Annotated in this window: 19 protein-coding genes; 13 read left to right on the forward strand and 6 right to left on the reverse strand. The window is 58.0% G+C overall.

Features of this window, described 5'->3' with window-relative positions:
* Positions 1 to 44: 44 nt before the first annotated feature.
* The 4 genes from AMK02_RS06910 to AMK02_RS06925 are packed head-to-tail and all read right to left on the reverse strand — an operon-like array spanning position 45 to position 5435.
* Positions 45 to 2252 carry a GumC family protein gene (locus AMK02_RS06910; RefSeq protein WP_064801461.1) on the reverse strand — a complete coding sequence of 736 codons (2208 nt, stop codon included), beginning with the start codon at positions 2250 to 2252 and terminating at the stop codon, positions 45 to 47.
* Positions 2249 to 3394, reverse strand: coding sequence for a glycosyltransferase family 4 protein (locus tag AMK02_RS06915; protein ID WP_064801463.1), 1146 nt, complete (start codon positions 3392 to 3394; stop codon positions 2249 to 2251). The genes AMK02_RS06910 and AMK02_RS06915 overlap by 4 nt, the downstream gene beginning before the upstream one ends.
* On the reverse strand, positions 3385 to 4488 hold the full coding sequence (locus AMK02_RS06920; protein WP_064801465.1) for a glycosyltransferase family 4 protein: 1104 nt from the start codon (positions 4486 to 4488) through the stop codon (positions 3385 to 3387). The genes AMK02_RS06915 and AMK02_RS06920 overlap by 10 nt, the downstream gene beginning before the upstream one ends.
* Complete coding sequence (locus AMK02_RS06925; protein ID WP_064801467.1) at positions 4485 to 5435, reverse strand: glycosyltransferase family 2 protein; 951 nt, start codon at positions 5433 to 5435, stop codon at positions 4485 to 4487. Before AMK02_RS06925 ends, AMK02_RS06920 begins: the two co-directional genes overlap by 4 nt.
* 616 nt (positions 5436 to 6051) lie before the next feature.
* Between AMK02_RS06925 and AMK02_RS06930 the strand changes: the two genes are divergently transcribed.
* Both AMK02_RS06930 and AMK02_RS06935 read left to right on the forward strand, forming a co-directional pair.
* The gene (locus AMK02_RS06930) at positions 6052 to 7371 is read left to right on the forward strand and encodes an O-antigen ligase family protein (RefSeq protein ID WP_064806046.1); all 1320 of its coding nucleotides are present in this window, start codon (positions 6052 to 6054) and stop codon (positions 7369 to 7371) included.
* Positions 7368 to 9497, forward strand: a complete 2130-nt coding sequence (locus AMK02_RS06935; protein ID WP_064801469.1) for a right-handed parallel beta-helix repeat-containing protein — start codon at positions 7368 to 7370, stop codon at positions 9495 to 9497. Before AMK02_RS06930 ends, AMK02_RS06935 begins: the two co-directional genes overlap by 4 nt.
* Before the next feature lie 136 nt (positions 9498 to 9633).
* Here AMK02_RS06935 and AMK02_RS32055 read toward each other — a convergent pair whose 3' ends face one another.
* Positions 9634 to 10554, reverse strand: a complete 921-nt coding sequence (locus AMK02_RS32055) for a phytanoyl-CoA dioxygenase (RefSeq protein ID WP_237350448.1) — start codon at positions 10552 to 10554, stop codon at positions 9634 to 9636.
* A gap of 289 nt (positions 10555 to 10843) precedes the next feature.
* Between AMK02_RS32055 and AMK02_RS06950 the strand changes: the two genes are divergently transcribed.
* From AMK02_RS06950 to AMK02_RS06970, 5 genes are all read left to right on the forward strand, one after another.
* Positions 10844 to 11710, forward strand: a complete 867-nt coding sequence (locus tag AMK02_RS06950) for a WecB/TagA/CpsF family glycosyltransferase (RefSeq protein WP_064801477.1) — start codon at positions 10844 to 10846, stop codon at positions 11708 to 11710.
* Positions 11711 to 11717: 7 nt separating this feature from the next.
* Positions 11718 to 13172, forward strand: a complete 1455-nt coding sequence (locus tag AMK02_RS06955; protein WP_064801479.1) for a sugar transferase — start codon at positions 11718 to 11720, stop codon at positions 13170 to 13172.
* Between the two features lie 46 nt (positions 13173 to 13218).
* Complete coding sequence (locus tag AMK02_RS06960; RefSeq protein WP_064801481.1) at positions 13219 to 14271, forward strand: UDP-glucuronic acid decarboxylase family protein; 1053 nt, start codon at positions 13219 to 13221, stop codon at positions 14269 to 14271.
* A 132-nt stretch (positions 14272 to 14403) separates the two neighbouring features.
* A complete protein-coding gene (locus AMK02_RS06965) occupies positions 14404 to 15213 on the forward strand; it encodes a glycosyltransferase (protein WP_064801483.1) in 810 nt (269 codons plus the stop codon).
* A gap of 128 nt (positions 15214 to 15341) precedes the next feature.
* A complete protein-coding gene (locus AMK02_RS06970; RefSeq protein WP_064801484.1) occupies positions 15342 to 16385 on the forward strand; it encodes a glycosyltransferase family 2 protein in 1044 nt (347 codons plus the stop codon).
* A 174-nt stretch (positions 16386 to 16559) separates the two neighbouring features.
* On the opposite strand, the gene AMK02_RS06975 is transcribed toward AMK02_RS06970, so the two are convergent.
* Positions 16560 to 17315: a response regulator transcription factor gene (locus tag AMK02_RS06975; RefSeq protein WP_064801485.1), complete on the reverse strand. Its 756-nt coding sequence runs from the start codon at positions 17313 to 17315 to the stop codon at positions 16560 to 16562.
* Positions 17316 to 17870: 555 nt separating this feature from the next.
* Here AMK02_RS06975 and AMK02_RS06980 point away from each other — a divergent pair.
* The 6 genes from AMK02_RS06980 to AMK02_RS07005 are packed head-to-tail and all read left to right on the forward strand — an operon-like array spanning position 17871 to position 23402.
* Positions 17871 to 18377, forward strand: coding sequence for an acyltransferase (locus AMK02_RS06980; protein WP_064801486.1), 507 nt, complete (start codon positions 17871 to 17873; stop codon positions 18375 to 18377).
* Positions 18374 to 19411 (forward strand): Gfo/Idh/MocA family protein, encoded by a 1038-nt coding sequence (locus AMK02_RS06985; protein ID WP_064801487.1) that lies wholly within the window; start codon positions 18374 to 18376, stop codon positions 19409 to 19411. Before AMK02_RS06980 ends, AMK02_RS06985 begins: the two co-directional genes overlap by 4 nt.
* Complete coding sequence (locus tag AMK02_RS06990; RefSeq protein WP_064801488.1) at positions 19408 to 20511, forward strand: DegT/DnrJ/EryC1/StrS family aminotransferase; 1104 nt, start codon at positions 19408 to 19410, stop codon at positions 20509 to 20511. Before AMK02_RS06985 ends, AMK02_RS06990 begins: the two co-directional genes overlap by 4 nt.
* Positions 20501 to 21217 (forward strand): acyltransferase, encoded by a 717-nt coding sequence (locus tag AMK02_RS06995; protein ID WP_064801490.1) that lies wholly within the window; start codon positions 20501 to 20503, stop codon positions 21215 to 21217. Before AMK02_RS06990 ends, AMK02_RS06995 begins: the two co-directional genes overlap by 11 nt.
* Positions 21214 to 22188: an NAD-dependent epimerase/dehydratase family protein gene (locus tag AMK02_RS07000; RefSeq protein WP_064801492.1), complete on the forward strand. Its 975-nt coding sequence runs from the start codon at positions 21214 to 21216 to the stop codon at positions 22186 to 22188. The genes AMK02_RS06995 and AMK02_RS07000 overlap by 4 nt, the downstream gene beginning before the upstream one ends.
* Positions 22185 to 23402, forward strand: coding sequence for a DegT/DnrJ/EryC1/StrS family aminotransferase (locus AMK02_RS07005; RefSeq protein ID WP_064801494.1), 1218 nt, complete (start codon positions 22185 to 22187; stop codon positions 23400 to 23402). Before AMK02_RS07000 ends, AMK02_RS07005 begins: the two co-directional genes overlap by 4 nt.
* Positions 23403 to 23405: the final 3 nt, after the last annotated feature.

Below are 23405 nucleotides of genomic sequence, written 5' to 3' on the forward strand. Positions count from 1 at the left end.
CCGTAATTTGTTTCGGCAGAACCAGATGTGAATGCACTCCCGGTTCAGGTGAATTCGTGGTATTTCCTCAGTGATTTCACAAACAATTCCGAATCGCTGAAGTTGTACATGGCGTGTTGTTTCGGATTGACGTTGTTTATCGCAACGCAGAGCTCTGCGTTGCGTGCGGTCCTCAGCTGATGTAAGCAAAATTCGACGGCGCGACGGCTCGTCTTACCCCATTTAACGACCACGAGCGTTCGTTCTGCTAAGGCCGTCAGATGCATCGTATCAGCCGAGGCGAGCACAGGTGCGCTGTCGAAGATCACGACTTGGCCCAACGAGGCGGCCATCGAGACGATGTCGGCCGCATCCGTCATGCGGGCGCGCCGATGGAGAGTGGCATTGCCGGCCGGAATGAAATCGATGCCGCTCGGATGGTGATCGATGATGTCCCGGATTCCAGCCTGTCCACACAGGAATTCGTTCAACCCCTGCTGTAGCTCTGACCTGAAAAACGAGTCGAGATTTCCGTGTCTGAGGTCGCCATCAACAAGCAGCACCGGAATTCCGTTTGCGGCGAGATCGATTGCCAGTGATCTGGCGACAAGCGACTTGCCCTCTCCGCTGTGAGCCGACGTCACGACAATACTGTTAGGTAGCTTTCCACCGTTGGACTGTTTGAGCGAAGTTATGACCGAGCGAATTGCTTCGTCAAACATTCCGTCTTGAATGTACCCAAAGAGCATAGATGGATCCCCCCGGTCCTTCCGTTTCAAGCGCGGGATGAATCCGGCTGGCGCTATACGAGGCATTCCGGCCATCTGATCGAAGCTGCGGACCGAGTTATCCAGCATCTCGACCACGAAAGCGGCTGTTACCGCGATCGATATCGAAGCCAGGAGGGCGCCGACCAGATAGAAAAGTCGTCCGCGCCCCTGCGGTGCCAGCGGCACTGCTGCCGGTGACAAAACTTCCAGTTCCGCTCCCGGCAGCATGGCTTGCGCAGCCAGGCCACGGCGCTGCTCCTCGAGCTTATCAAGCGCGGTCTGCTCCTTGTCAGCCATGCGTTGGAGTCGCGCCAGCTCCGTTTGCGCCAGGGCAGAGCGAGCGCGCTTCTCATGAGCAACCGCCAAGGCCGACCGGACGGCGTCATCCTCATGATCGAGCGCCGCAAGCTTGGAGCGGATGGATTGAAGATATCGATCGACCGCAAGGCTGAGATCGGTGCGGGATTTGAGGATTTTCGCCCGCATATCGACAACGGCTTCGGCGGTGTTGCCATATATCTCGAGAAGGCGCTCGAGATCTTGCTCCTGCGTACGAAGCTCCCGTTGCGCCGTGCCAATGCTGTCGGGAATAACGATATTCTGCAGGGCAAGCGAGAGGTCGTCAGCCGCTTCCAGTGCAGATATCGTTGCTCTCGCTTCAGTGCGGCTTTGTTCGATTTTTGTTTGCCGCTCGCCCAGCTCCATTATTGACTTGATCTGTTCAACCTGATCGTCGTCATTTGAGACGACGTCCATCGTTTTCTGATACGCGTCGGCGGCATCGCGTGCTGCCGCAGCGCGGTCCTTCTGTTCGGCGATGCGCTGCAGAACCCATTCTTCTGCCGCGTCTAGGCGCCCCCGCAGACCGTCCTTCCGCTCTTCGAGATAGATGCTGATGAGCCGGTTCGGGACCGAGGCTGCCAGTTGGGGATCGCTCGCATCGAAGCCGATCTGAATAACGTCGCTCTGGCCATCACGCCATACGCGCAATGCCTTGTAGTACTTCGGGATGATTGGCTCGATGCTGTTTCGTACCGGCGAGAATGGTTTTTCTCTGTCGACCAGACCGCGCAACATTGCTCGGATCCTGTCGATAAGCGAGCTCTCTTGCAGCGCCGGATTGAATTCCGGCCACTGATCGAGCCGCAGGTCGCGGATTACCCGCTCTGCAATGCTTCTGGAAAGAAGCCGTTCGGTCTCCGATGCGGCGTCCAGCGGATCGTTGCGGCCGGAATCCTCCGGGCCGAGTTTCGTCGCCAGAGGCGTGTGGATTATCAGCCGAGACTCGGCATGAAAACTCGGCTTCAATCCCGAAACCATGATCGCGGCGATCGCCATAAACAGCGTGATGATAGCAGCGATCATCGCCATCCTTCGCCGGATAAGACGCAGGCCCGATGTGAGGTCGAAGTCGTCCGACCTCGTTTCTACCTGAAACCGGGGATCGTAGCGCATCGACGAGAGCGAGGTGTTGCGGTCTGGCGGGATAGTTGAAATGGTCATCGTTCACCAACCGACGTTTGAGGTTGCGCGGAGACGGCGTCGTAGAGTTTTTCCAGCGATCGCATATAGGCCTTCATACTGAACTGATCGAGATAATGAGCTCGGGCCTTGGCCGAGAGGCGGTTGCGGATTTCCGGATCGCTGACGAGTTTCGCCAGCGCCGCAGCCAGGGCATCCTTGTCTCCGACAGGCACGAAGACGCCCGTTTCACCGTCGGAGATGACTTCGCCATGCGCGCCGACGCGCGTGGTAACGACCGCAAGCCCGTGGGCGAGTCCTTCGACCACAGCCATTGCCAAACCCTCGGCATGCGAAGGTAGGACCAGGATATCTGCCCGTGCACACAAGGCTTGCGCCTCGTCGGCGCCGAGCCAGCCCGGCATTTTCACCAGATCTGAAAGGCCCAGGGCTGCGGCTTGGCGTCGGTAGTCTTCCACAGGTCCGTCGCCTGCCAGCACGGCTCGCCACTGGAGCGCCTTCATAATCGGATGACTTAAGGCGAGCAGAAGCTCCCCAACGCCTTTGCGTTCGCTCAGTCGGCCGAGAAAGACGATCAACGGCATCTTGCCGACGTGAACACTGCGCGCGCCGGGGTCGGGAACACAATTGCGGATGACGACCACGCGGCGCTCGTCCACGCCGAGAAGCGTCGTTAGCGTCATACGGTCGCGCTGCCCCAGCGCTACGACCTGGTCGGCATGTTGGAACATCCGGCGTATGAGCATTTGTTGCCGTGGCGAGCGCGCGGCAAAGTCACTCGCATAGTCGTAATCGTGCAGGTGCAATATGTGAGAGCATCCGAGGAGGCGGGCAGCCTCGGTGAGGATCAGTTTTCTTGCGGTGCTGCCGCGACCGGCGATATGGATATGGTGAATGCGCGCCGGAGCAATTATCCGATCCTTGGCCATCATCAAGATGGCGCCGAGCATGCGCATCGGCGACGTAACCAGGGACCAGCGCGGTCCTCTGGTGTCGGTGACGACGTGCGTTTCGCCCGCCTCCTTCGCCGTTCTCGATATATAACCGACCAGCCTGCCAATTCCGCCGCCGTTCTCGCATCCACCCGGGACATAGTGGCGCACGGTTGCTGCTGCATTCCGCACCGCTATCCGATTCCCCTCTGTGAGCGCCGTCATTCGCATGCTCCGACCACCTCACGATAAACGGCCGCAGCCTGCGCCCCGACCTGTTCAGGCGAATTCGGACCTGTGGCCCAGGCGAGCGCGCTGGTCCCGAAGCTGCTTCTCAGTTCGCTGTTATCAGCCAGTGTCCGGATGGCGCTGGCGAGCTGTTCGACGTCCCCTGGCCGAACCACCATTCCCAGTCCGTTCGGCAGAACGGTGGCGCGCAATTCGCCGACATCGGTCACGATGACCGGTTTGCCAAATGCCGCGGCAAGGTTGAGTACACCGCTTTGCGAGGCTTCCGTGTAGGGAAGAACAACGATATCGGCATCCAGAAAAAGCTGGGCGACCTCCATGTCCTCGATAAAACGGTTGCGAATATCATAGCGGCCGGCTTCGCCCATAAGAGGCTGGAATATCCAGGGATCATCGCCGCGGCCGGCGACCGTGATGCGCAGATTGGGGAGCTGGTCCTTCAGCAGCGCCTCGGCGCGGACCAGATTCTCCAACCCCTTGTAAGCAAAAATCCGCCCGAAAAGCAGGACGCGCAAGGTTCCATCTGCGCGGCGCCGCGCCATCTTGTGCTGCCGAGCGAGTTCCGCGTAGCGATGAATGGCCGGATGCGACAGGACATGGACGCACTCGGGCGATTTTGAATATCGCTCGAGAACCATTCGTTTCAGCCCCTCGCCATGGACGACGACATGACCCGATTGCCGCACGATCAATTGCGGAGCCCAGGCCGGCAGCGTTCGGGTGTCGGAATCGCCGGGATGCACGTCAACGTCATGGACAGTCGTCACGAGCGGGATCGGCCGCCAGAATGGCGCAGCAAAGTTCAGCCAGAGCGTTGAATTGCTTAGAAGGTGAATCACGTTCGGCCGCTCGTGCCGGATGAGACGCGTGAGTTGGTGCAGGAACCAGGGATTGGAGAGCGAGCGGTGCCGTGGCCAGTCCAAAAGGCGCAGATCGACAGCCGGATCGAAAGAGGAGACAAGGTTGGCGTAGCGCCGACGCGGGACTGCGAGCACGACCTGCAGGTGTTGCGCAACACCGCTGGCGAAGGAGATGGTGTAGTCTTCGAGTTCGGAAACCAGCATCAGCGCCTTCATCGTGCCGACTCCGACAAGCTAACGGCCTGACCGCGTCGAGGAAGGTCGCGGGCTGTCCGCAATGCCTCACGCATACGCCTCAGCAAGTTTGGTTCTCCGGCGAAAAAAAGTCCTTCGGCGGCAAGTCTGAACCGGGTGCGTGCATCTGCGCCCTCCAGTCTGGCTGAGGCCACCCGATACGGAAAGTGATCGGCCAGACGCAGCCTTCCGGCTAAGCCGTGCGCGGAAAGAAACTGATTCGTCGCGTCAACGACAGTCCGCCAATGGGCCAGCCGCTTTTGCAGCATGGCGGCGTCATCGACTGGCCGATACCAGTTATTGTTGTGAATCCGGTAGAATCCGAGTGAATCCGACAGGGCGACAACATCCCCCAGAAATGGGTAGATGCCCGTGAGCCAGGCATCGGCGGAAATGTGGAACTGCTCGGGAATATCTCCTGCCGCTTTCCAGGCGCTACGTCTTACTGCGATGGCTGATGTCAGTGGGAAGGGCCACCAGCCAGCCGATCTCGCAAGGCGCAGCGACAAATCTCCCGAACACAGGGTTCGAGGAATTGGCTTGAAGGCCATTGAGCCATCGGTCTGCGTTGGCTGAAGTCGGTGATAAACAAGCGATGCACGAGGATTCGACTGGAAAGCAGCGGCTGTTGCCGACAGCTTGTCCGGCGCCCACCAGTCATCGGCATCCAGAAAACAGAGGATGTCACCACTGCTTGCCTTCACAGCAGCATTAATGGCGGCGGCCTGCCCCTGGTTCTCCTGGAAGAGCACCTTCACCCGCTTTTCATAACCTTCGAGAATCGAGCGCGACTGATCGCTCGAGCCGTCATCGACGACGATGATCTCGGCATCAGACGCCCTTTGGCGCAAGGCGCTCTCGATCGCCCGAGGAAGAAAGCAACCGTAGTTGTAGTTGTTGATGAGGACGCTGATCGTCGGCCGCTCCATGACACCCCCTCTCAAGCGCGTTGCTGCGCGACACATCGGTACGCCGGAGTTGCGAACGCTCGTTCGTTCGGCAACGCGAATTGATGGAAAGAGATGAGAGGCGGACAGGCATCATTCTGCGCGATCAGGCTTCCGCCCTGAGCTCGTAGGGTCACCACCGCAACGCGTGACGCTTCCGTTATAGTGCATACGAAACCAGGACCATGACGCAGAACCATAAGAATCCCAACCCTTCCAAGCGTCACTGCCAACAGCCAGCTGCGCCAGAATTATTGCCTCACCTCACCACCAACTGCGGCTCAGCGCGATCTTCGCGGTATGTTTTCATCGCCAAGCTACCGGCGATTGGTCACGGGTGACATCTGCTCTTATGGGCAATGCCGTTGGCCCAAGCACCAACTTTTGGGGGAGGGGGTGACCGTGAGCTTAACCCAACCAACGTCCTTGGACGGTGGGTATGCGCGTTAGGCTTAGCTCCGTCTTCGTTTGCGTCAGTTGACTGGGGATGTGGCGGGATGTTCGTTGGTAAGCAGCGCAGGTGTGAAAGGGGACCCATGTCTTTCCAAATTGCCGCGATCAACAGCCTCTCATCTGTCCAAGCAAATCGGGACCGATGATGAGAGCCGATACGCTTAGAGCCGCGAATGGGCCAACCGTCAGTTGGCGAGCGATAGAATGCTGGGGCGCGGGCTTCTGCCTTTTCCTTCAGACAGGCGCCCTTTTCCCGCTCATGCTGGCGGACGCCGACGGAGCCCTTAGCGATCACGCCCGGTCTATATTGCGTCTGCTTTGCCTACCCGTATACGGCTTTACATTGTTGATGCTGGTCAGGAATTTTCCGCAATTTCTAACGGCGCTCAAGCGAAATTGGTTTGTCCCCCTGATGGTCGCCATGCCGTTTGTGTCCGTCTTCTGGTCGGTAGGCCCATCAACGACATTCAGGCGCGCCATCGGCCTGCTCTTTACGGTGCTTCTGGCTTACGTGCTGGCGATACGCTTCACACCACGGCAGTTGCTTCTCCTGGCATTTGCCACCTTCGGAATATGCATCGTCCTCAGCCTGCTGGTCTTCGTGGCGTCGCCGGGTCTCGCTCGCATGCCGATGGACGGCGCCGTGCGTGGCATATTCATCCACAAGAACAGTCTCGGTTGGTATGCCGCCATGATGATACTGGTGTCGACGGCCGTTTTAATGGACGGTAACCGGGGTTTGCGGCGAACCGCTTTGCTTTTCTTGATCGCGGGTGGGGCCTGTCTCATGGGCTCCGGATCGATGACCGCGATCATTGCGACGGTATCTGCCTATTGCTTGATCGGGTTCTATTCCCTGTTGCGGCGGATCGGTGGCATCAGTCGCATCGTCCTCATCCTGTTTTTTGTTCAAATGTTCATCGGGCTCCTCCTTTTGCTTCACGAATTCCTGGTTCCATTCCTGGAGGCGCTTGGCAAGGATGCCACTTTAACGGGCCGAGTGCCCTTGTGGGAACTGGTCGATGGTCAGATTGCCGATCATCTGCTGCTCGGCTTCGGCTACCAGGCGTTTTGGACAGAGGCGAATCCCGAGGCCTGGATTATCTGGTCGAAGATCCAATGGATGGCTCCCCACGCCCATAACGGATTCCGCGATACGCTGCTGAACTTCGGAATAAGCGGAATGATTTTGTTCGCTCTGATGCTTCTACAGGCATTGCGCCAAGGGGCGGTCCTCCAATGCCGGGACCCGCGCTATTGCTGGCTCTGGCTGAATGTCTTCACAGTCGTCATTTTGGTGATGAACATGACCGAGACCATCTTCCTAATTCAGAATGACGCGATTTTCGTTCTGTTTATGTCGGGCATCATCATGTTCTCTCTATACGAGCCCGTTGTTTCAATGACCCCCGGCCAGCAAATGCGGACATCGGCGCGCAGCAAAACGGCGGAGATGCAGATTTGAGCCTGCGTTTCGCACCAATCTTGAGCATTCTCTTTACGACGCTCTTTCCGCAGCCGAGCAACCTGGCCTCAGTGACTTCGGACGCAGATGCGCCCGATAAGCTGCAGACGGCGCTCAGGGAAGCGACTTGCGCGGAAGCGTCGCCGGCTATCTTTTCCGACAGGTTGAAGGGGACTTCACTGAGCAAAGTACTGACGGGCACATCTGCGGCCCGGGCGGTATTCTATGTTTCTCCTAATGGCAAGGACAGTTGGAGTGGGCGTCTTCCCAAACCCAATCCTCAGCATACCGACGGTCCTTTTGTCAGCATCGAGAGAGCTCAGGATGCTGCGCGTGAGAAGGGCGGCCAAAATACGATCGCAATGGGCGGCGGGGACTATTATCTCTCTGAACCGATCGTCTTCGACGCGCGCGACGCGGGCCTTGTCATCGCGGCGAGGTGCAACGAAGCGCCGGTTCTGCACGGGGGTCCGCTTGTACGCAATTGGACGGCAGAGGCCGATGGCCGCTGGACGGCATCACTGAAGCTGCCTGCAGGCAGGGAGGTGGGCGACCTTTTCGTCAAGGGGGCGGTGCAGACGCAGGCACGCTTTCCCAACGCCCCGCTCGATGGAGATCCGCGCAAAGGATGGCTTTTTGCGGCCAAGTGTACTGAGGATGATGACATATGGCATGGCAACACGCGTTTTTGCTTCCATGCCGGCGATCTTGCGATCTCGAAAAATACAGCGGGGCTTGTCGCCCATATTGTCGGTGGTTTTCGCCCCGGCAGCCAATGGGGCAGTGACACCCTCCCAGTGGTCTCAATCGACACCGCGAACCGGGCCATCAACACCAGAGGCACTGCCTATTTCTTCACCGCGGAAGGCAGCCGCTATTTCCTGGCCGGGGCGGCGGCCCTGCTCGATGCTCCCGGCGAGTGGTGGTATGACCGCGCCAAGGAGCAACTCGTCTACCTCCCGACCGATGGATTGCCAATCAGTTCTACGGCTGTCGCCGGCATCCTGCCGACATTCTTCAGGCTGGATGGAGCCGATGGAATGGTTGTATCCGGGCTCCAGTTCCGGGATGGGGATCCGCGCGGCAGCGGCAAGTTCGGTACCGACACCAGGAGCTTCGGCGCCATACGGCTCGACCGGGCGGACGGCGTCCGGCTGCTTGGCAATTCCATCGACAATGTCGGCGTCGGCATCCATGTTTCCGAGAGCAAAGATGTCCTGATTGCCGGCAACGTGATTGCGGATGTGGCCGGCAACGGGATTTATGTCGGCACGACCTACGGCACCTTCCTCAAGTCCCACGGTGCGACAATCCTGTCGAACCACATCCATGACATCGGCAGGGTCTATTTCGAAACGGCCGGGATCTGGTTCCAGGCTGCCGACAATGTCAGGATCGCTCATAATCTCATCGAAAACGCAGCCCAGTTCGGTATCGCCGGTGGCTCGCTGTGGGGAGATCAGGACGCAGTTCATGACGCGGTCATCGAACACAACGTGGTCCGCAACGCCAATCAGCAAACGGCAGATGGCGGTGCCATCAAGATGATGGGTGAGCAGACGGACCCTTTGAACAGCAGCATTCGCTACAATCTCGTCACCGGAACAGGTCAGCTTATGAACAGGGTCGATGGGACATTCTGGCCTCCTGGATATGAAAATACCAGTGAATGGCCTTCTCCTATCAGTTGGGCGATCTATACCGACGGCAAGGCGAGTGGAGTGCGCATCGAAGGAAATACGCTTTCGGATAACATATCGGCGATCGGCATAAACGGCGGCTGGAGCAACCTGGTGACCGGGAACATCATTACAGGCGGGTCTGGGGCTGCCTTTCGCGTCGATGACGGTACGGGCCGGGGGTGGCGTCCCCCTTGGGCAGGCCCCAATCGTATCGAGGACAATATCGTGTCGGTCAACAGCGGTAATGGGCTGGCGGCATACATCTACGTGCCTGACCACAAGCTCGGATCGGTGCAATTTGCGCGTAACCGCTACAGCGGCAATCTGAACGACAAGAGCTTCAGGATACATCCGGAGACCATGCCGTCGGGAGAGTTTGGCAGTCTAAGCGATCTTCAAAAGGCTGGGATCGACATAGGCAGCGTAGCGTCGCACCCCAAATAACAAGGCCGCAACGCGACGGAAATGACTGCTGCCGGTAGGAGCTATGGCGTCATGGCCTCAGCGAACCGGCCCAGAGCGAAAATTCCAACGGATACTGCGTCAGGTTCGAATGCATACGCCGACGGAGCTATACGCATCAAGTTCCCGGGCCGGAAACCTGCTGGGGTGCGACCGGCTTGCCGATAATGGGCGGGCTGATGTTATTGGCAGCGAGCTGTTTCAGAACCTCTGCACTCAGCGTTCCCCGAACGCCGGGATGGCGATTGCAGCCTTCTTCGGCATAAGAGTGGGTCCATGGATCGGACGGACCAAAGGTCATGAAAAGCGCCATGCGGTCACCGGTCCCGACCATCCGTCGGAGGGCTGAACGTGTCAGGGTGAAAGCCTTTTGCGAGTCGAGGCGAAGTCGCGGCCCGATCCGCTCAAAGAACTTGCGTAGGCTTCTGTCAACGAGTGTCGGCATTTGACCGGCGTGTTCGATGCGCACGTCGAAGATGATGGCATCGCCTGCCCCTATACCCAAGCCCTTCTCCGGCATGCTCTCAACCAGGCCCTTGAGGTGAGATCTTGGTCGAACCTTCAATGTCGCCGGCGAGTTTTCGTCCTGGTCCTGTAGGTAGAATGCGATCTTGTAGACCCTGAAAGATTCGTCCGCGAAGATGGTTCCGTCGATGCAGGCAGGGTGGTGGGGAACGTCGTTATGCCATGACGATGTCGTGTTGATCATCATATCGCATTCGCCCGTGAGAATGACGTCAAGCGGTCGCGTGATTTCCTTGAGGCGACTGAGGATCACATCGGAAGTCAGAAACTTGGCGATTTCCTCTGCGACATACATGGCATGAAGCTGGAGTTTGCCGCCGTACTGGTAGCGACCTCCCGACTTCAGGTGCTGCTTGATAATCAGCCGTAAGCGCTCCACCTGATCGGGGGACAATAGTTCTCTGATGACGATATACCCATGAGAGCTCAGGTCTTTCTGTAGCTGGTTAGTTTTGCCGGGCAGCTCTGAAGGCTCGCCAGCCGGGCCTGTCATCTCGCCTGTTGGGTTAACCATCTCTCCCCCGCTTTATTCGCGCGCAGGTCCGCCCAGGCTTGGCGCGAGAGTGACTATCTTCCGCGGCTTTGTGAAGGTCAAACCGCTCTTTCGGGATCGTACTCATCAAAAAGAGCAACGTGGCAAGCCGTGGGGGTACGCCGCCTTACTTCGAACATTGTAACTTATCTCGGCCGAAGGCGTAGGAATATGAAGTGTCTTCTACGTCCAATAGTTGGAACTGAAAGTATGGAGGCAATCGCTCTGCCGGCATATTCTGGTGACAGTTTAAATCGCGAAAGCGTAGGTCATGGGAAAGCAACCGACAGACAGAGGCCAAACTTCAGTTCTTAAACAAAAGGACTCCCTGGAATGGACTAATGTCCTTGGTGTTCGCATTTCGGCAGTTAATCTTAAAAGCGCGACCGGTTTTATTCAAAAAGGGATTGAAGACGGCAGGAGGGAATATGTGTGTGTTCGCGACGCACACGGTGTCGTCCGATGTCAAGATGACCCAGAGCTCCGGTCGATACATAACCGGGCGTTCCTCGTGACCCCCGACGGCATGCCGTTGGTATGGGCGTTGAAGCGTGCTGGCCATGTGGACAGCGACAGGGTCTACGGACCTGATCTGATGTTGTCTGTTTTCGAGGCCGGCACATCGAAGGGTATACGCCACTTCCTTTATGGCGCAACGCCCGAGACGCTGCAGCACTTGCAGGCGCGGCTTCTCGCGAAATTCCCGGAAGCTGAGATAGCCGGCTCCTATGCACCGCCTTTTCATAAACTGTCGCCGCAAGAGGAAGCCGATATTGCGGACCGGCTCAATCGATCCGGCGCCGATATCATCTGGGTGGGGCTGAGCAGTCCCAAGCAGGAACTCTGGATGGCGCGCATGCGTGACCGTCTGGATGCATCGATGCTTATCGGCGTCGGAGCTGCATTCGATTTCCACGCCGGCCTCAAGCGGCAAGCTCCAAGGTTCATTCAAAGAAGCGGCTTCGAATGGGCCTTTCGTCTTTTATGCGAGCCGCGACGGCTATGGCGGCGCTATGCGCTCGTCGTGCCGACCTTCATCTCACTGACAGCATTCCAGAGACTGGGGCTTCGGAAGTTTCCGATCGAAGACCAGGTTTTCGGATCGAGTGCGCCAAAAGCAACAGCCGTAAAGGTGTGAAGCGATCATGTCCCTATTTGCGCCGTCAGCAATCACGTCCGACCTGCGGAAGGCGAACCCTTTCGTGGCAAACCCCACGCCGACCGACGAATTCAACAAGCGGGCAGGGCTGAAGATACCGGTTCCATTCAGGCGCAGGTTACCTCGGCTTGCTACGTCGTCATTTCTGATTGCCGGCGACATCGCAAGCTATCTGATAGCCTATCTTCTTCTGCTGCCGTTTCTTCCGCACGGTTCGGAGAATATGGTGCCGGAGCGCGCGTTCGCCCTCGCAGCGCTGGCAGCGATCGTTCTTTATGCATCGAACGCCCTCTATCCCGGATATCGTCTCCACGACCACGAACATCTGCGCCGCCGCACGATAGCGTCCTTCAAGGTGGGGGTCATTGCAGCGTTTGGGGCGATTCTTCTGCCGGAAGGGCTAGGAGTGCTGCTTCCGATCATCGGCTTCCTGGGTCTCGGACTGGTTGTTCAACCTCTTATGCGTGGGGCCGCACGAGGACTGTCCTGGAGGATCGGTATCTGGGGTGAGCGGGCAGTGATCGTCGGTGCCCGCAATCGCATCCCCGCGCTCATGGCGTATTTCTCAGAGCATTGGCACTACGGCATTCGGCCGGAATCATTTTCTCCCGATACTTCGGAAGCATTAGCCGACAATGGGCCGTCGATTGCCTTGATCGCTGATGATACGGGCTCATTTATCGCCGAGTTGGCAACGATGCGTCGGCAGTTCGCCGAAGTCATCCTCCTCTCCGACACGCCGAACCTCAAGATAACCGGATTGCGACCCGCGGACGTCGGCGGAGAGATCGGTGTTCGCTTGGCCGTCGGCGGGAGATCGGCAAGCTCGAACCTGGTTCGTCGAGTCCTCGATCTCGTGATCGCTATCCCTGCGACGCTGGTGCTGATGCCCTGCATTCTGGTTGCCGCCGCCGCGATCTATGCCATCGATCCGGGCCCCGTCTTCTTCAGACACGCCAGGGAAGGCTTGTCTGGCAAACCGGTGCGCGTCCTGAAACTGAGAACGATGTACAGAGATGCGGAGCAGCGGCTCGAAACATTGTTCCGGGACAATCCGGACATACAAGCCGAGTGGTCGAACCACTTCAAGCTTCGGCAGGATCCGCGCATCCTGCCGGTGATCGGGCATGTCCTTCGCTCATCGAGTTTCGACGAACTCCCGCAGTTGGTGAACATCATTGCAGGAGAGATGTCCTTCGTGGGACCGCGCCCCTTCCCGGAATATCACCTTTCGGCGATGGATAGCGAGTTTCGTGCCAAGCGGCGCTCGGTAACGCCGGGGCTGACTGGGCTTTGGCAGATATCCGAACGAAGCAATGCGGATATCGAACTGCAGCAGCAACTCGACGAGTTCTACATCGACAATCGATCCTTGTGGTTCGACTGGCACATCCTTCTCAGCACAATTCCTGCGGTCCTGAAAGGCAAGGGAGCCTGCTGACATGTTCTCCATCCCTGTGGGCAAACATTAACAACGGAGCAAATCAATGCACGGACAGAAGCGAATTATGGTTACCGGCGGCACCGGATTCCTGGGATCATTCCTGTGCGAAAGGCTTTTGCGAGAGGGCAATGACGTCCTCTGCGTGGACAATTTCTATACCGGCTCGCGCGATAACGTGCTGCATCTTCTTGACGATCCTCGTTTTGAGATACTCCGCCACGACATCACATTCCCGCTTTATGTGGAGGTCGATGAGATCTACAACCTTGCCTGCCCGGCATCTCCGGTCCACTACCAGCACGATCCGGTGCAGACCGTGAAGACCAATGTGCATGGAGCAATCAATATGCTCGGCCTGGCCAAGCGCACCAAGGCAAAGATCTTCCAGGCATCGACAAGCGAGGTCTATGGCGATCCGGCGGTTCACCCGCAGCCCGAGGAGTATCGCGGAAGCGTCAGTCCCATAGGCCCGCGGGCATGCTACGACGAAGGCAAGCGGTGCGCCGAGACGCTGTTCTTCGACTATCACCGTCAATATGGCGTGGAAATCCGGGTGGCACGGATCTTCAATACCTACGGGCCACGAATGCAGACCAATGACGGCCGCGTCGTCTCCAATTTCATCGTTCAGGCGCTTCAAAACGAACCGATCACCATCTTCGGCAACGGCACGCAAACGCGCTCCTTCTGCTATGTCGACGATCTGATCGAGGGCTTCATCCGCCTGATGGGTACGCCGGCCGGCGTAACCGGTCCGATCAATCTCGGTAACCCGGGAGAATTCCAGGTCCGAGAACTGGCCGAAATGGTCATCGACATGACCGGATCGAAATCAAGCATCGTCTTCAAACCCCTGCCGATCGACGATCCGACCCAGCGCAAGCCCGATATCAGCCGGGCAAAGCAGGAACTGGGCTGGCAGCCGACGGTGAGCCTGCGCCAGGGGCTCGAGAGAACGATCGCCTATTTCGAGTGGAAGCTTTCCGGCGAGGCCAGAAGCATGCCCGGCGTCAGATTTCCACAGATGGCCTACACCAATCCGCCTGCTCCGGCCGTCGGCGTTCCCGTTCCGCACGCTGCGCCCTTGGGAACGTGATCGGCAACGTCAAAGCGCAAATCATGGCTCGGTTTGGGTTTACTGAACCGAGCCCATATCGCGGTTTGTAAAAAAGGGGCGGCGATCGTCGGACGTGCAAATCGCCGCAAAAAAACACCGAGGACATGGGCAATGCGCATTGCTGTTATTACACCATATTACAAGGAGCCTAACGAACTCCTTGAGCAGTGCCGGGCGAGCGTTGTCGACCAAACCGTTGCATGCGACCATGTCTTTGTTGCCGACGGTTTTCCGAACAGTTCCGTCGGTCGCTGGGGCGCAAAACATTTCATCCTGCCCAATGCTCACGGCGATGCGGGCAACATGGCTCGCGTGATCGGCAGCCTCAGCGCCTTCGCCCAGGGTTATGACGCGGTGGCGTTTCTCGATGCGGACAACTGGTACAGATCCGACCACATCCAGCGTCTGCTTGAACTTCACCACCGTACCGGTGCTGCGGTTTGCTCATCGAGACGTTCGATGCATCGCGCAGACGGCACCTACATGTTCGACGACTCAAAAAGCGACGGCCGCACGCACGTGGATACGAACTGCTTGTTTCTCACGCGGCCGTGCCTGCCGATCATCGCGCGTTGGGCTCACATGCCGAGGGAACTCTATCCAGTAGGAGATTCTGTCTATTGGAGCTCGATACGGAGCTCTGGGCTGTCGCGCGCTCATGAGCCGATCTCGACGGTCTGTTACCGCACGACTTGGGAAGCCGACTACAAGCGGATGGGTGAACCTGCCCCCGCGGGCAGCAAGACCCTCGCATTCACTGATCAGCCCTACTACTGGCTCAAGTCCCTTCCGGTTCGAGACCGCTGGCGCATCTGGCAGGATTTCGGCTTTCCGCTCAGGCGGCGCACGGTAGCAAAGCTGATCGGTCAATATGCGCTGTCAAGACTTTCCCCGTACTCCTATCTCGGAGCCAAAATATGAGTGCTGAGGCGGAAACATCTCTCAACGCACCTGCGAGCGGGAAACAAACGCCACTGAACAACAAGACGATGCCGCCAGCGGAAGATCTGTCGAACCAAGCATGGCGCTGTGCCAGCGGAGGAATAAGTTTGCAACGTGTTGATGTCGTCATTCCCTGCTATAACTACGCTCATTTCCTGCAGGAGTCTGTTGAGAGTGTCCTTTCACAAGCAGGCGTCGATGTGCGCGTGCTTATTCTGGATGACTGCTCGCCGGACAATACACCGGAAGTCGGAAAGGCGCTGGCGTCCCGGGATGACCGGGTCACTTATCGGCGGCACACGACAAACATGGGCCACATCGCCACCTACAATGAGGGAATCGATTGGGCAGGCGGTGACTTATTCCTGCTTCTTTCTGCGGATGATTATCTTTTGCCGGGCTCGCTGGGCCGCGCGGCGGAACTGATGCGCACCTATCCAAATGTGGGGATGGCGTTCGGGAACGCGCTCATAGCTGAGCCGGACGGTAATACGAGCCGCGCTGATCCTCTCGGCGATAACGTGCGTCCCATGCAGGTCTTGTCCGGTCCGCAATTCATGCGGTTGAGCGGGGCAAGCAATCTCGTTCCAACGCCGACGGCTGTCGTGAGGACGGCGCTGCAAAAGCAGGTTGGCGGCTATCGTAAGGAGCTGCCGCATGCCGGCGATATGGAAATGTGGCTGCGGCTCGCATCACATGCCGATGTAGGCTTCATCAAAGAGGATCAAGCAGTATATCGCCGACATGCTTCGAATATGTCGCTGCAATACTACGGCGAAAACATTCTTTCCGACCTTCTGCAAAGAAAAAAGGCTTTTGATGCGCTGTTTAGCCAAGCGACAGATAGCCTCAAAAAGGATCAGACGCTGAGACGCTTTCTTGCCAGGGAGCTCGGAAATAAGGCGCTTCAACAGGCTGGCATCGCCTTCAACAACTTCGACCTTGCAACGGCCGCTGCCATTCAGCGTTTTGCACTGGAGGTCTCTCCTGAGCTGCGAAATTCGTTGCCCTGCTTCAAATTGGCCTGCAAGCAAATGATTGGGCCAAAGTATTGGTACGCCTTGAAGTCCATCGCGCGACGAGTTGCAGGATGCATGCGCAGGAACCGGGTTAGTTCATCTGCAAGTACGGGAACAACGGTCGGCAGCTGAGCGCTCGATCGCTCTTCACGCCATACGAGACAGACCTGCCCGGTTATCAAAAAAACGTATCAAAAAAAACCGGTGACGCATTTCGCGCCACCGGGGTGATTTGAGCACAAATGTGCTGCAAAATACGAAAAGATTGACCCCAAGAATTGTATCAGCGCATCGCTGTATTCACGCTCACGCCGGAACACCACTTTGGAACAAGTCGTTGAGTTTGAAAACAACTTCCGTCCTGTTGGTCGCTTTGACCTTTTTCATGATGTTGCGAACATGCACCTTGACGGTGCTCTCTCGGAGATTGAGCTCGTAGGCGATGATCTTGTTCGCCTTTCCGCGTCGGAGCGCCTCCACCACTTCTGCCTGACGATCGGTGAAGATGCCGGAGAGCGGGCGGGCCGTCGAGTTGCTCGAGTCCAGCAGGTGACGCATGGCGAACAGGGCGCTTGCAGGCACAAATATTCCTCCTGCCACCGACAGCGCGATCAGCTCCATGCAGACGCTGACGCTGACTGAGGCGGGTATGAACCCTTTGGCACCGTACTCAAGAGCCCTGACGATTTGGCCGAAATCGTCGCTATCAGCCAATACGATAAGGGGTGTAGAGGCGAATTCCGACGACAGCTTCCGGATTTGTTCCGAAACGGCCGGTTCATCGACCTTCTTGCCGCCGACGTTCAAGAGGATTGCCGCAAGCGGAGCGTATTCGTCTCGCTTCTGCTTCCACTCCTCAATCGATCCAAACGCCAGAATCTGCAAATCCGCCTTTTGGGCAGCCATGCATTGCGCCAGGCATTGACGATCAAGTTCGCGATTATCGAGAATGACAAGCGAATGCGTCTGTCCTGCCGATAGGGCAAGTGTGTGCGCGTTATTAAGGGGAAGAGCTACGTTTTCCTGCCTGAGGTCCAAATTCGGTATAAGTGCTGAATTCACAGCTTCACCCTCCCTCTAACACGTTACGCTTCACTACGACCCGAGTACCGACCCCTCTCAATACGGGGGTTTAGGAAACTCTAAAGTAGGAATCGAATACCACAATTCGCGGAACGTTACAGTAGCTAATATAGGCTAAGTACAGCACAACTTCCTTAAATTGCTGGAAATTGGAAGGTAATCCTGAGTATAGACTTAGGTCTTACTGGATTCATCGCAAGCTAGTCTATGTTTTTACATATCTGTTTTATGGCAAGCCACTAAATGCATGGAAACAATCGCTGTCTCCGGCGTAGGCCGCATTGCGTACGGGAGGTGACTCCTGCCACCAGTGCTGGTCGATAGCATGAGCCAGGGCGTAAGTCGTCATAAGTAGATACGCCTTTAGGTGAGTAATCTTAACCGTTTTGTTTCTTTACTCGAGTGACGAAAACAATTCTCTTTGAGGTGTAGAGAAATATTTGTCCTGTTGGTTTGAAACCTTGGACGCAATCGCCCGATTGTTTGTTTCAACTGAAAATCGGGCCCTGTTAGGAGTAGTAGGGGTTTTCAGGGATGATTGCATCAAATGTCAAGCTGGGCGACGGCAGCGTCATCCACCATCGAGATCTCGTAAATCTGTATGGCTGCACGATCGGCGCAGGAACGCGCATCGGCACCTTTGTCGAAATTCAGAAGAATGTCGTGGTCGGGAGAGACTGCAAGATTTCCAGCCATTCCTTCCTCTGTGAGGGCGTGACGCTGGAAGACGGCGTGTTCATCGGCCACGGGGTCATGTTTACGAACGACACCTACCCGCGCGCCATTAATCCGGACGGCAGCCTGCAGACGGAGGCCGACTGGATCCTCATCCCTACACTTGTCAAGCGCCACGCGTCGATCGGCAGCAACGCCACCATTCTGCCCGGCGTGACCATCGGAGAGGCTGCGCAGGTCGGCGCCGGGGCGGTTGTAACGAAGGACGTGCCTGACGGCGCCATCGTCGCGGGCGTTCCGGCTCGGGTGATCGGCCGCGTCAATGACGGACCGGTAGACATGTTTGCGTTGGGAGAAATGGAATGATCGGTATCGCTGTTGTCGGATATGGGTATTGGGGTCCGAATCTGGTTCGTAACATCTCGGAAGCGGCCGGCGCCCACCTTGTTTCAGTCTGTGATCTCAACGTCGAACGGTTGGGGGCCGTCAAAAGCCGGTACCCCGCAATAACGGTCACCGACAACTTCGAGGAAGTCTTGCGCGATCCGAGAGTCGACGCGATCGCCATCGCGACGCCGGTCTCGACACATTTCAAGCTTGCAATGCAGGCGATGATGGCCGGAAAGCATGTCTTCGTCGAAAAGCCGATGGCAGCGACGGCGGAAGAAGCCTCGCGAATGGTCGACGAAGCTGCGCGCCGGCGCCTCGTGCTGGCCGTGGATCATACCTTCGTCCACACCGGCGCCGTCCGGAAAATGCGCGAACTGGTCGAAAGCGGCCTTGGCGACATGTATTATTATGACTCGGTTCGGGTCAATCTCGGGCTCTTCCAGCATGATGTCAGCGTCATCTGGGACCTCGCCGTGCACGACCTTTCCATCCTGGACCACGTCCTGCAGGAAAAACCGGTGGCTGTTTCTGCGACGGGCATGAGCCACGTGCTCGGCGAGCCGGAGAACATCGCCTATCTGACGCTCTTTTTCGAGAGCAAGCTCATCGCGCACATCCACGTCAATTGGCTTGCGCCGGTCAAGGTGCGCCGCACGCTGATCGGCGGCAGCAACAAGATGATCGTCTATGACGATCTCGAGCCCAGCGAAAAGATCAAGGTTTATGACAAGGGCATCACCATGTGCCCAAATTCCGATGCGTATGGCGAGAAGGTGCATCAGATGCTGGTCGGCTACCGCAGCGGCGATATGTGGGCGCCCAAGCTCGATATGACCGAGGCATTGAAGCGCGAACTGGATCACTTCGTCGAGTGCATCGAGCAGAATTCCCGGCCCATTACGGACGGGCATGCCGGGTTGCGTGTCGTTCGAGTCCTTGAAGCCGCAAGCCGGTCGCTCGCACAGCGCGGTCGTATCGTCGAGCTCGAAGAGGCGAGGCGCATCGCATGATCCCCTTTCTGGACCTCAAAGCACAATATCAATCGATCAAGAGCGAAATCGACGCCGCCGTGCTCGGCGTGCTCGCCTCTGGGCAATACATACTGGGCGAGGAAGTCATCCGCCTCGAGCAGGAATTCGCGGATTATTGCAACGTCAAACACGCGATCGCCGTCAACACCGGGACGAGTGCCCTGCATCTGTCTTTGCTTGCGGCGGGCATTGGTCCCGGCGATGAAGTCATCACAGTGCCATTCACCTTTGTCGCGACTGTGTCGGCGATCTGCTATACGGGCGCAACACCCGTATTCGTCGATGTCGAGCCGGTGACGCTGACCATGGATCCGGCTCAGCTCGAGGCGAAGATCACCTCCCGGACCAAGGCCATCATCCCCGTCCATCTCTATGGTCAGATGGCGGATATGGATGGCATCATGGCAGTCGCCGATCGCTACCAGATCCCGGTCATCGAGGACGCCTGCCAGGCACATGGCGCCCGATATAAGGGCGCGCGCGCCGGCAGCATCGGCGCATCTGGCTGCTTCAGCTTCTATCCGGGCAAGAACCTCGGCGCTTGCGGCGAGGGCGGGATCGCCGTCACGAACAGCGATGAGCAGGCCAAGACAATGCGCATGCTGCGGGATTGGGGTCAGGAGCAGCGCTATCATCATCTGCTGAAGGGCTTCAACTATCGCATGGACGCCATCCAGGGAGCCATTCTGCGTGTCAAGCTCCGGCATCTCGAAGCCTGGACCGAAGCCCGTCGTTCGCATGGTCGCCGCTACTCCTCGCTGCTTGCAGGATCGCCACATTTGCGAACGCCTGTCGAAGTGCCGGAGCGGCGGCATGTCTACCATGTCTACGCCATCAGAAGCCATGATCGGGACGGCCTGCAACGTGTGCTCACAGCAGAGGGCATTCCATCCGGCCTGCACTATCCTATTCCCGTTCATTTGCAGAAGGCCCATGCCGACCTCGGTTACCAAGCAGGCGACTTCCCGGTCTCGGAAGCTGCCGCACGCGAGGTTCTCTCCTTACCGATCTATCCTGAAATGCCCGTACAGCACGTCGATCAGGTCGCGGCTGCGCTGGAGTATGCCTATGTCAGCTAGTCCACGCGAGGCTCGCGTCGTGCAGGCCGTCCACGGCCGCAGCCAGAAGCCGGCAGATCCAGCATATCAGGCGGGGCTCGTCGAAGAGCTCAGGCAATCATATGGGCGCGCCGGCCTGATCGAACTCTACGGCCGCTTCGCGACAGGCGACGGCGTGGTCGACGCGCTGATGCGCAAAGCCATCTGGCAGGCTATCACGCGGAGCTGCGGCGAAGGTCTGCAGGTCGCAGGCGGCGCTGGTTTCAAACATCCGGAAACGTTCGAAATCGGCAATGGCGTGTTCATCGGTGCTCAGGCCTACATCCAGGGACGCTACGATGGCACTTGCGTCATCGGCGACAATGTCTGGATCGGCCCGATGGCCTATTTCGACGCGCGCGACCTCGTGATCGAGGATTCTGTCGGGTGGGGGCCGGGCGCCAAGGTGCTTGGCTCGACCCACACCGCACTGCCGATAGACGTGCCGATCATCCGTACGGATCTTGAAATCAAGCCGGTACGCATCTGTGCAGAGGCCGATATCGGAACGAATGCGACCATTCTTCCCGGCGTGACCATCGGGAAGGGGGCGATCGTTGGAGCGGGAGCAGTCGTCGTTTCCGACGTCGAGCCGTTCTCGGTTGCCGCCGGTGTACCGGCGAAATTCATACGTTGGCGTTCGGAGAATGATCCGATGACGAACATGTCGCGTGAGGGAAGATCATGAGAAACAAACGAGTGCTCATCACCGGCGGTGCAGGTCTGATCGGTTCGCATATTGCCGATCTTGTTGCATTGGAAAAACCTCGCGAGATCATCGTCCTGGACAATTTCGTGCGTGGGCGCCGGGACAATCTCAGCACGGCAATATCAAGCGGCTCCGTCAACATCATCGAGGGCGATATCCGCGACAGGGCATTGCTGGCGAAAACCTTCGAAGGCGTCGACATCGTCTTTCACCAGGCGGCGATCCGCATCACCCAATGCGCGGAAGAACCGCGGCTCGCCTTCGATGTTCTGGCCGAGGGCACGTTCAACGTCCTCGAAGCTGCCGTGAAGGCCGGCGTGTCGAAGGTCGTTGCTGCTTCCTCCGCCTCCGTGCTGGGGCTTGCCGAAAGCTTCCCGACGACCGAGCAGCATCATCCCTACAATAACCGGACGATCTACGGCGCGGCCAAGACCTTCAACGAGGGTCTATTGCGCAGTTTCGCGGAAATGTACGGCCTGCGCTATGTGGCGCTGCGCTATTTCAACGTCTACGGGCCGAGAATGGACGTTTACGGCGCCTATACGGAAGTTCTGATCCGCTGGATGGAACGTCTGGCGGCCGGAATGCCGCCGCTCGTCTATGGAGACGGCAGCCAGACGATGGACTTCGTCGATGCACGCGATATCGCGCGGGCAAACATGCTGGCGGCAAAGAGCGACGTTACGGACGAGGTGTTCAACGTCGCGAGCGGCAGGGAAATAAGCCTGCTGGAACTCGCGCAGATGCTGAGTGATATCATGGGATCCTCACTCGAGCCGCAGCACAAAGAGGCGCGCGCCGTCAACGGCGTCACGCGTCGTCTTGCCGATATCAGCAAGGCCGAAAGGCTTCTGGGCTTCAAGGCGGAAATCTCGATGGAGCAGGGGCTTCGTGACCTTGTCGCGTGGTGGCAGTCGAAGACTGCTTCGGCAGGAGGGCAGGCTGCATGAGCCCGTTGTTATCGACGATTCCCGTCGCCAAACCCGTTCTCGGAGAGGAAGAGGCTGAAGCCACGCGCCGCGTCATCCTGTCGGGGTGGGTGACGCAAGGGCCGGAAGTCGCGGCATTTGAGAAGGAATTCGCAGCCTTCGTCGGCACCGAGCACGCTTGTGCCGTTTCCAACTGCACGACCGCGCTTCATCTCGCCTTGATGGCGGTCGGCATCGGTACCGGTGATGAAGTCATCACGGTCAGCCATTCGTTCATCGCCACCGCGAACGCTGTTCGGTACTGCAATGCGGTGCCCGTCTTCGTCGACATCGAGCCGGATGGCTACAATATCGACCCCAGCTTGATCGAAACGGCAATCACGCCCCGCACCAAGGCAATCCTGTGCGTGCATCAGCTCGGCATGCCCTGCGATCTCCGTTCGATCGTGGAGATCGGCAAGCGCCATTCGATACCGGTTATCGAGGATGCTGCCTGTGCGACGGGAAGCGAAATCCTTTGGGACGGGCGTTGGGAAAAGATCGGCAAGCCGCATGGCGACATTGCCTGCTTCTCCTTCCATCCCCGAAAGGTCGTCACGACGGGTGACGGCGGCATGCTGACGACTGTGAATCCGGAATATGACCGAAAATTCCGGCTGTGGCGCCAGCATGGCATGAGCGTCACCGATGCCGTCCGCCACGGCTCGAAACAGGTGATTTTCGAAGACTATGATGAACTGGGCTACAACTATCGCATGACCGACCTCCAGGCCGCGGTCGGACGGGTGCAGCTCCGGCGGCTGCCGGAGCTGGTTGCAGAGCGAAGGCGGATTGCCGCTCAATATTGCGAGCACCTGTCGACGATCGCCGGCCTAAAGCTGCCGATGGAGCCTGATTGGGCCCGCAGCAACTGGCAGAGCTTCTGTGTGAGATTACCTGATGCCGTCGACCAACGGGCAGTCATGCAGGTACTGCTCGATCAAGGGATATCGACCAGGCGCGGCGTGATGAACATTCATCTGGAAGGAGCATATTCCGGCCAGAGCGTCCATCGAGCCGCCACTGGCCTGGCGCGAAGCGTGTCAGCGCAGCAGGAAACGATAATCCTGCCGCTCTTCGCCCAGATGACGGACCTCGACATCGTCAGGGTTGTTGAGGCACTTCGCGCAGCCCTTGAGGAGGCTACCGTCGGAGCCGCCAACGTCCAACGTCCCATGGATATCGCTGTCGCCTGAACG

The sequence above is a fragment of the Rhizobium sp. N731 genome (assembly GCF_001664145.1).
In the GTDB taxonomy this organism is placed as follows: Bacteria; Pseudomonadota; Alphaproteobacteria; order Rhizobiales; family Rhizobiaceae; genus Rhizobium; species Rhizobium esperanzae.

Coding starts and splice junctions, on each gene's coding strand:
- AMK02_RS06995 (WP_064801490.1), top strand. CDS start 20,501: ATGTCAGCTAGTCCACGCGAGGCTCGCGTCGTGCAGGCCGTCCACGGC.
- AMK02_RS06955 (WP_064801479.1), top strand. CDS start 11,718: ATGTCCCTATTTGCGCCGTCAGCAATCACGTCCGACCTGCGGAAGGCG.
- AMK02_RS06925 (WP_064801467.1), bottom strand. CDS start 5,435: ATGGAGCGGCCGACGATCAGCGTCCTCATCAACAACTACAACTACGGT.
- AMK02_RS07000 (WP_064801492.1), top strand. CDS start 21,214: ATGAGAAACAAACGAGTGCTCATCACCGGCGGTGCAGGTCTGATCGGT.
- AMK02_RS06990 (WP_064801488.1), top strand. CDS start 19,408: ATGATCCCCTTTCTGGACCTCAAAGCACAATATCAATCGATCAAGAGC.
- AMK02_RS06960 (WP_064801481.1), top strand. CDS start 13,219: ATGCACGGACAGAAGCGAATTATGGTTACCGGCGGCACCGGATTCCTG.
- AMK02_RS32055 (WP_237350448.1), bottom strand. CDS start 10,554: ATGGTTAACCCAACAGGCGAGATGACAGGCCCGGCTGGCGAGCCTTCA.
- AMK02_RS06930 (WP_064806046.1), top strand. CDS start 6,052: ATGAGAGCCGATACGCTTAGAGCCGCGAATGGGCCAACCGTCAGTTGG.
- AMK02_RS06950 (WP_064801477.1), top strand. CDS start 10,844: ATGGGAAAGCAACCGACAGACAGAGGCCAAACTTCAGTTCTTAAACAA.
- AMK02_RS06985 (WP_064801487.1), top strand. CDS start 18,374: ATGATCGGTATCGCTGTTGTCGGATATGGGTATTGGGGTCCGAATCTG.
- AMK02_RS07005 (WP_064801494.1), top strand. CDS start 22,185: ATGAGCCCGTTGTTATCGACGATTCCCGTCGCCAAACCCGTTCTCGGA.
- AMK02_RS06915 (WP_064801463.1), bottom strand. CDS start 3,394: ATGCGAATGACGGCGCTCACAGAGGGGAATCGGATAGCGGTGCGGAAT.
- AMK02_RS06920 (WP_064801465.1), bottom strand. CDS start 4,488: ATGAAGGCGCTGATGCTGGTTTCCGAACTCGAAGACTACACCATCTCC.
- AMK02_RS06965 (WP_064801483.1), top strand. CDS start 14,404: ATGCGCATTGCTGTTATTACACCATATTACAAGGAGCCTAACGAACTC.
- AMK02_RS06910 (WP_064801461.1), bottom strand. CDS start 2,252: ATGACCATTTCAACTATCCCGCCAGACCGCAACACCTCGCTCTCGTCG.
- AMK02_RS06980 (WP_064801486.1), top strand. CDS start 17,871: ATGATTGCATCAAATGTCAAGCTGGGCGACGGCAGCGTCATCCACCAT.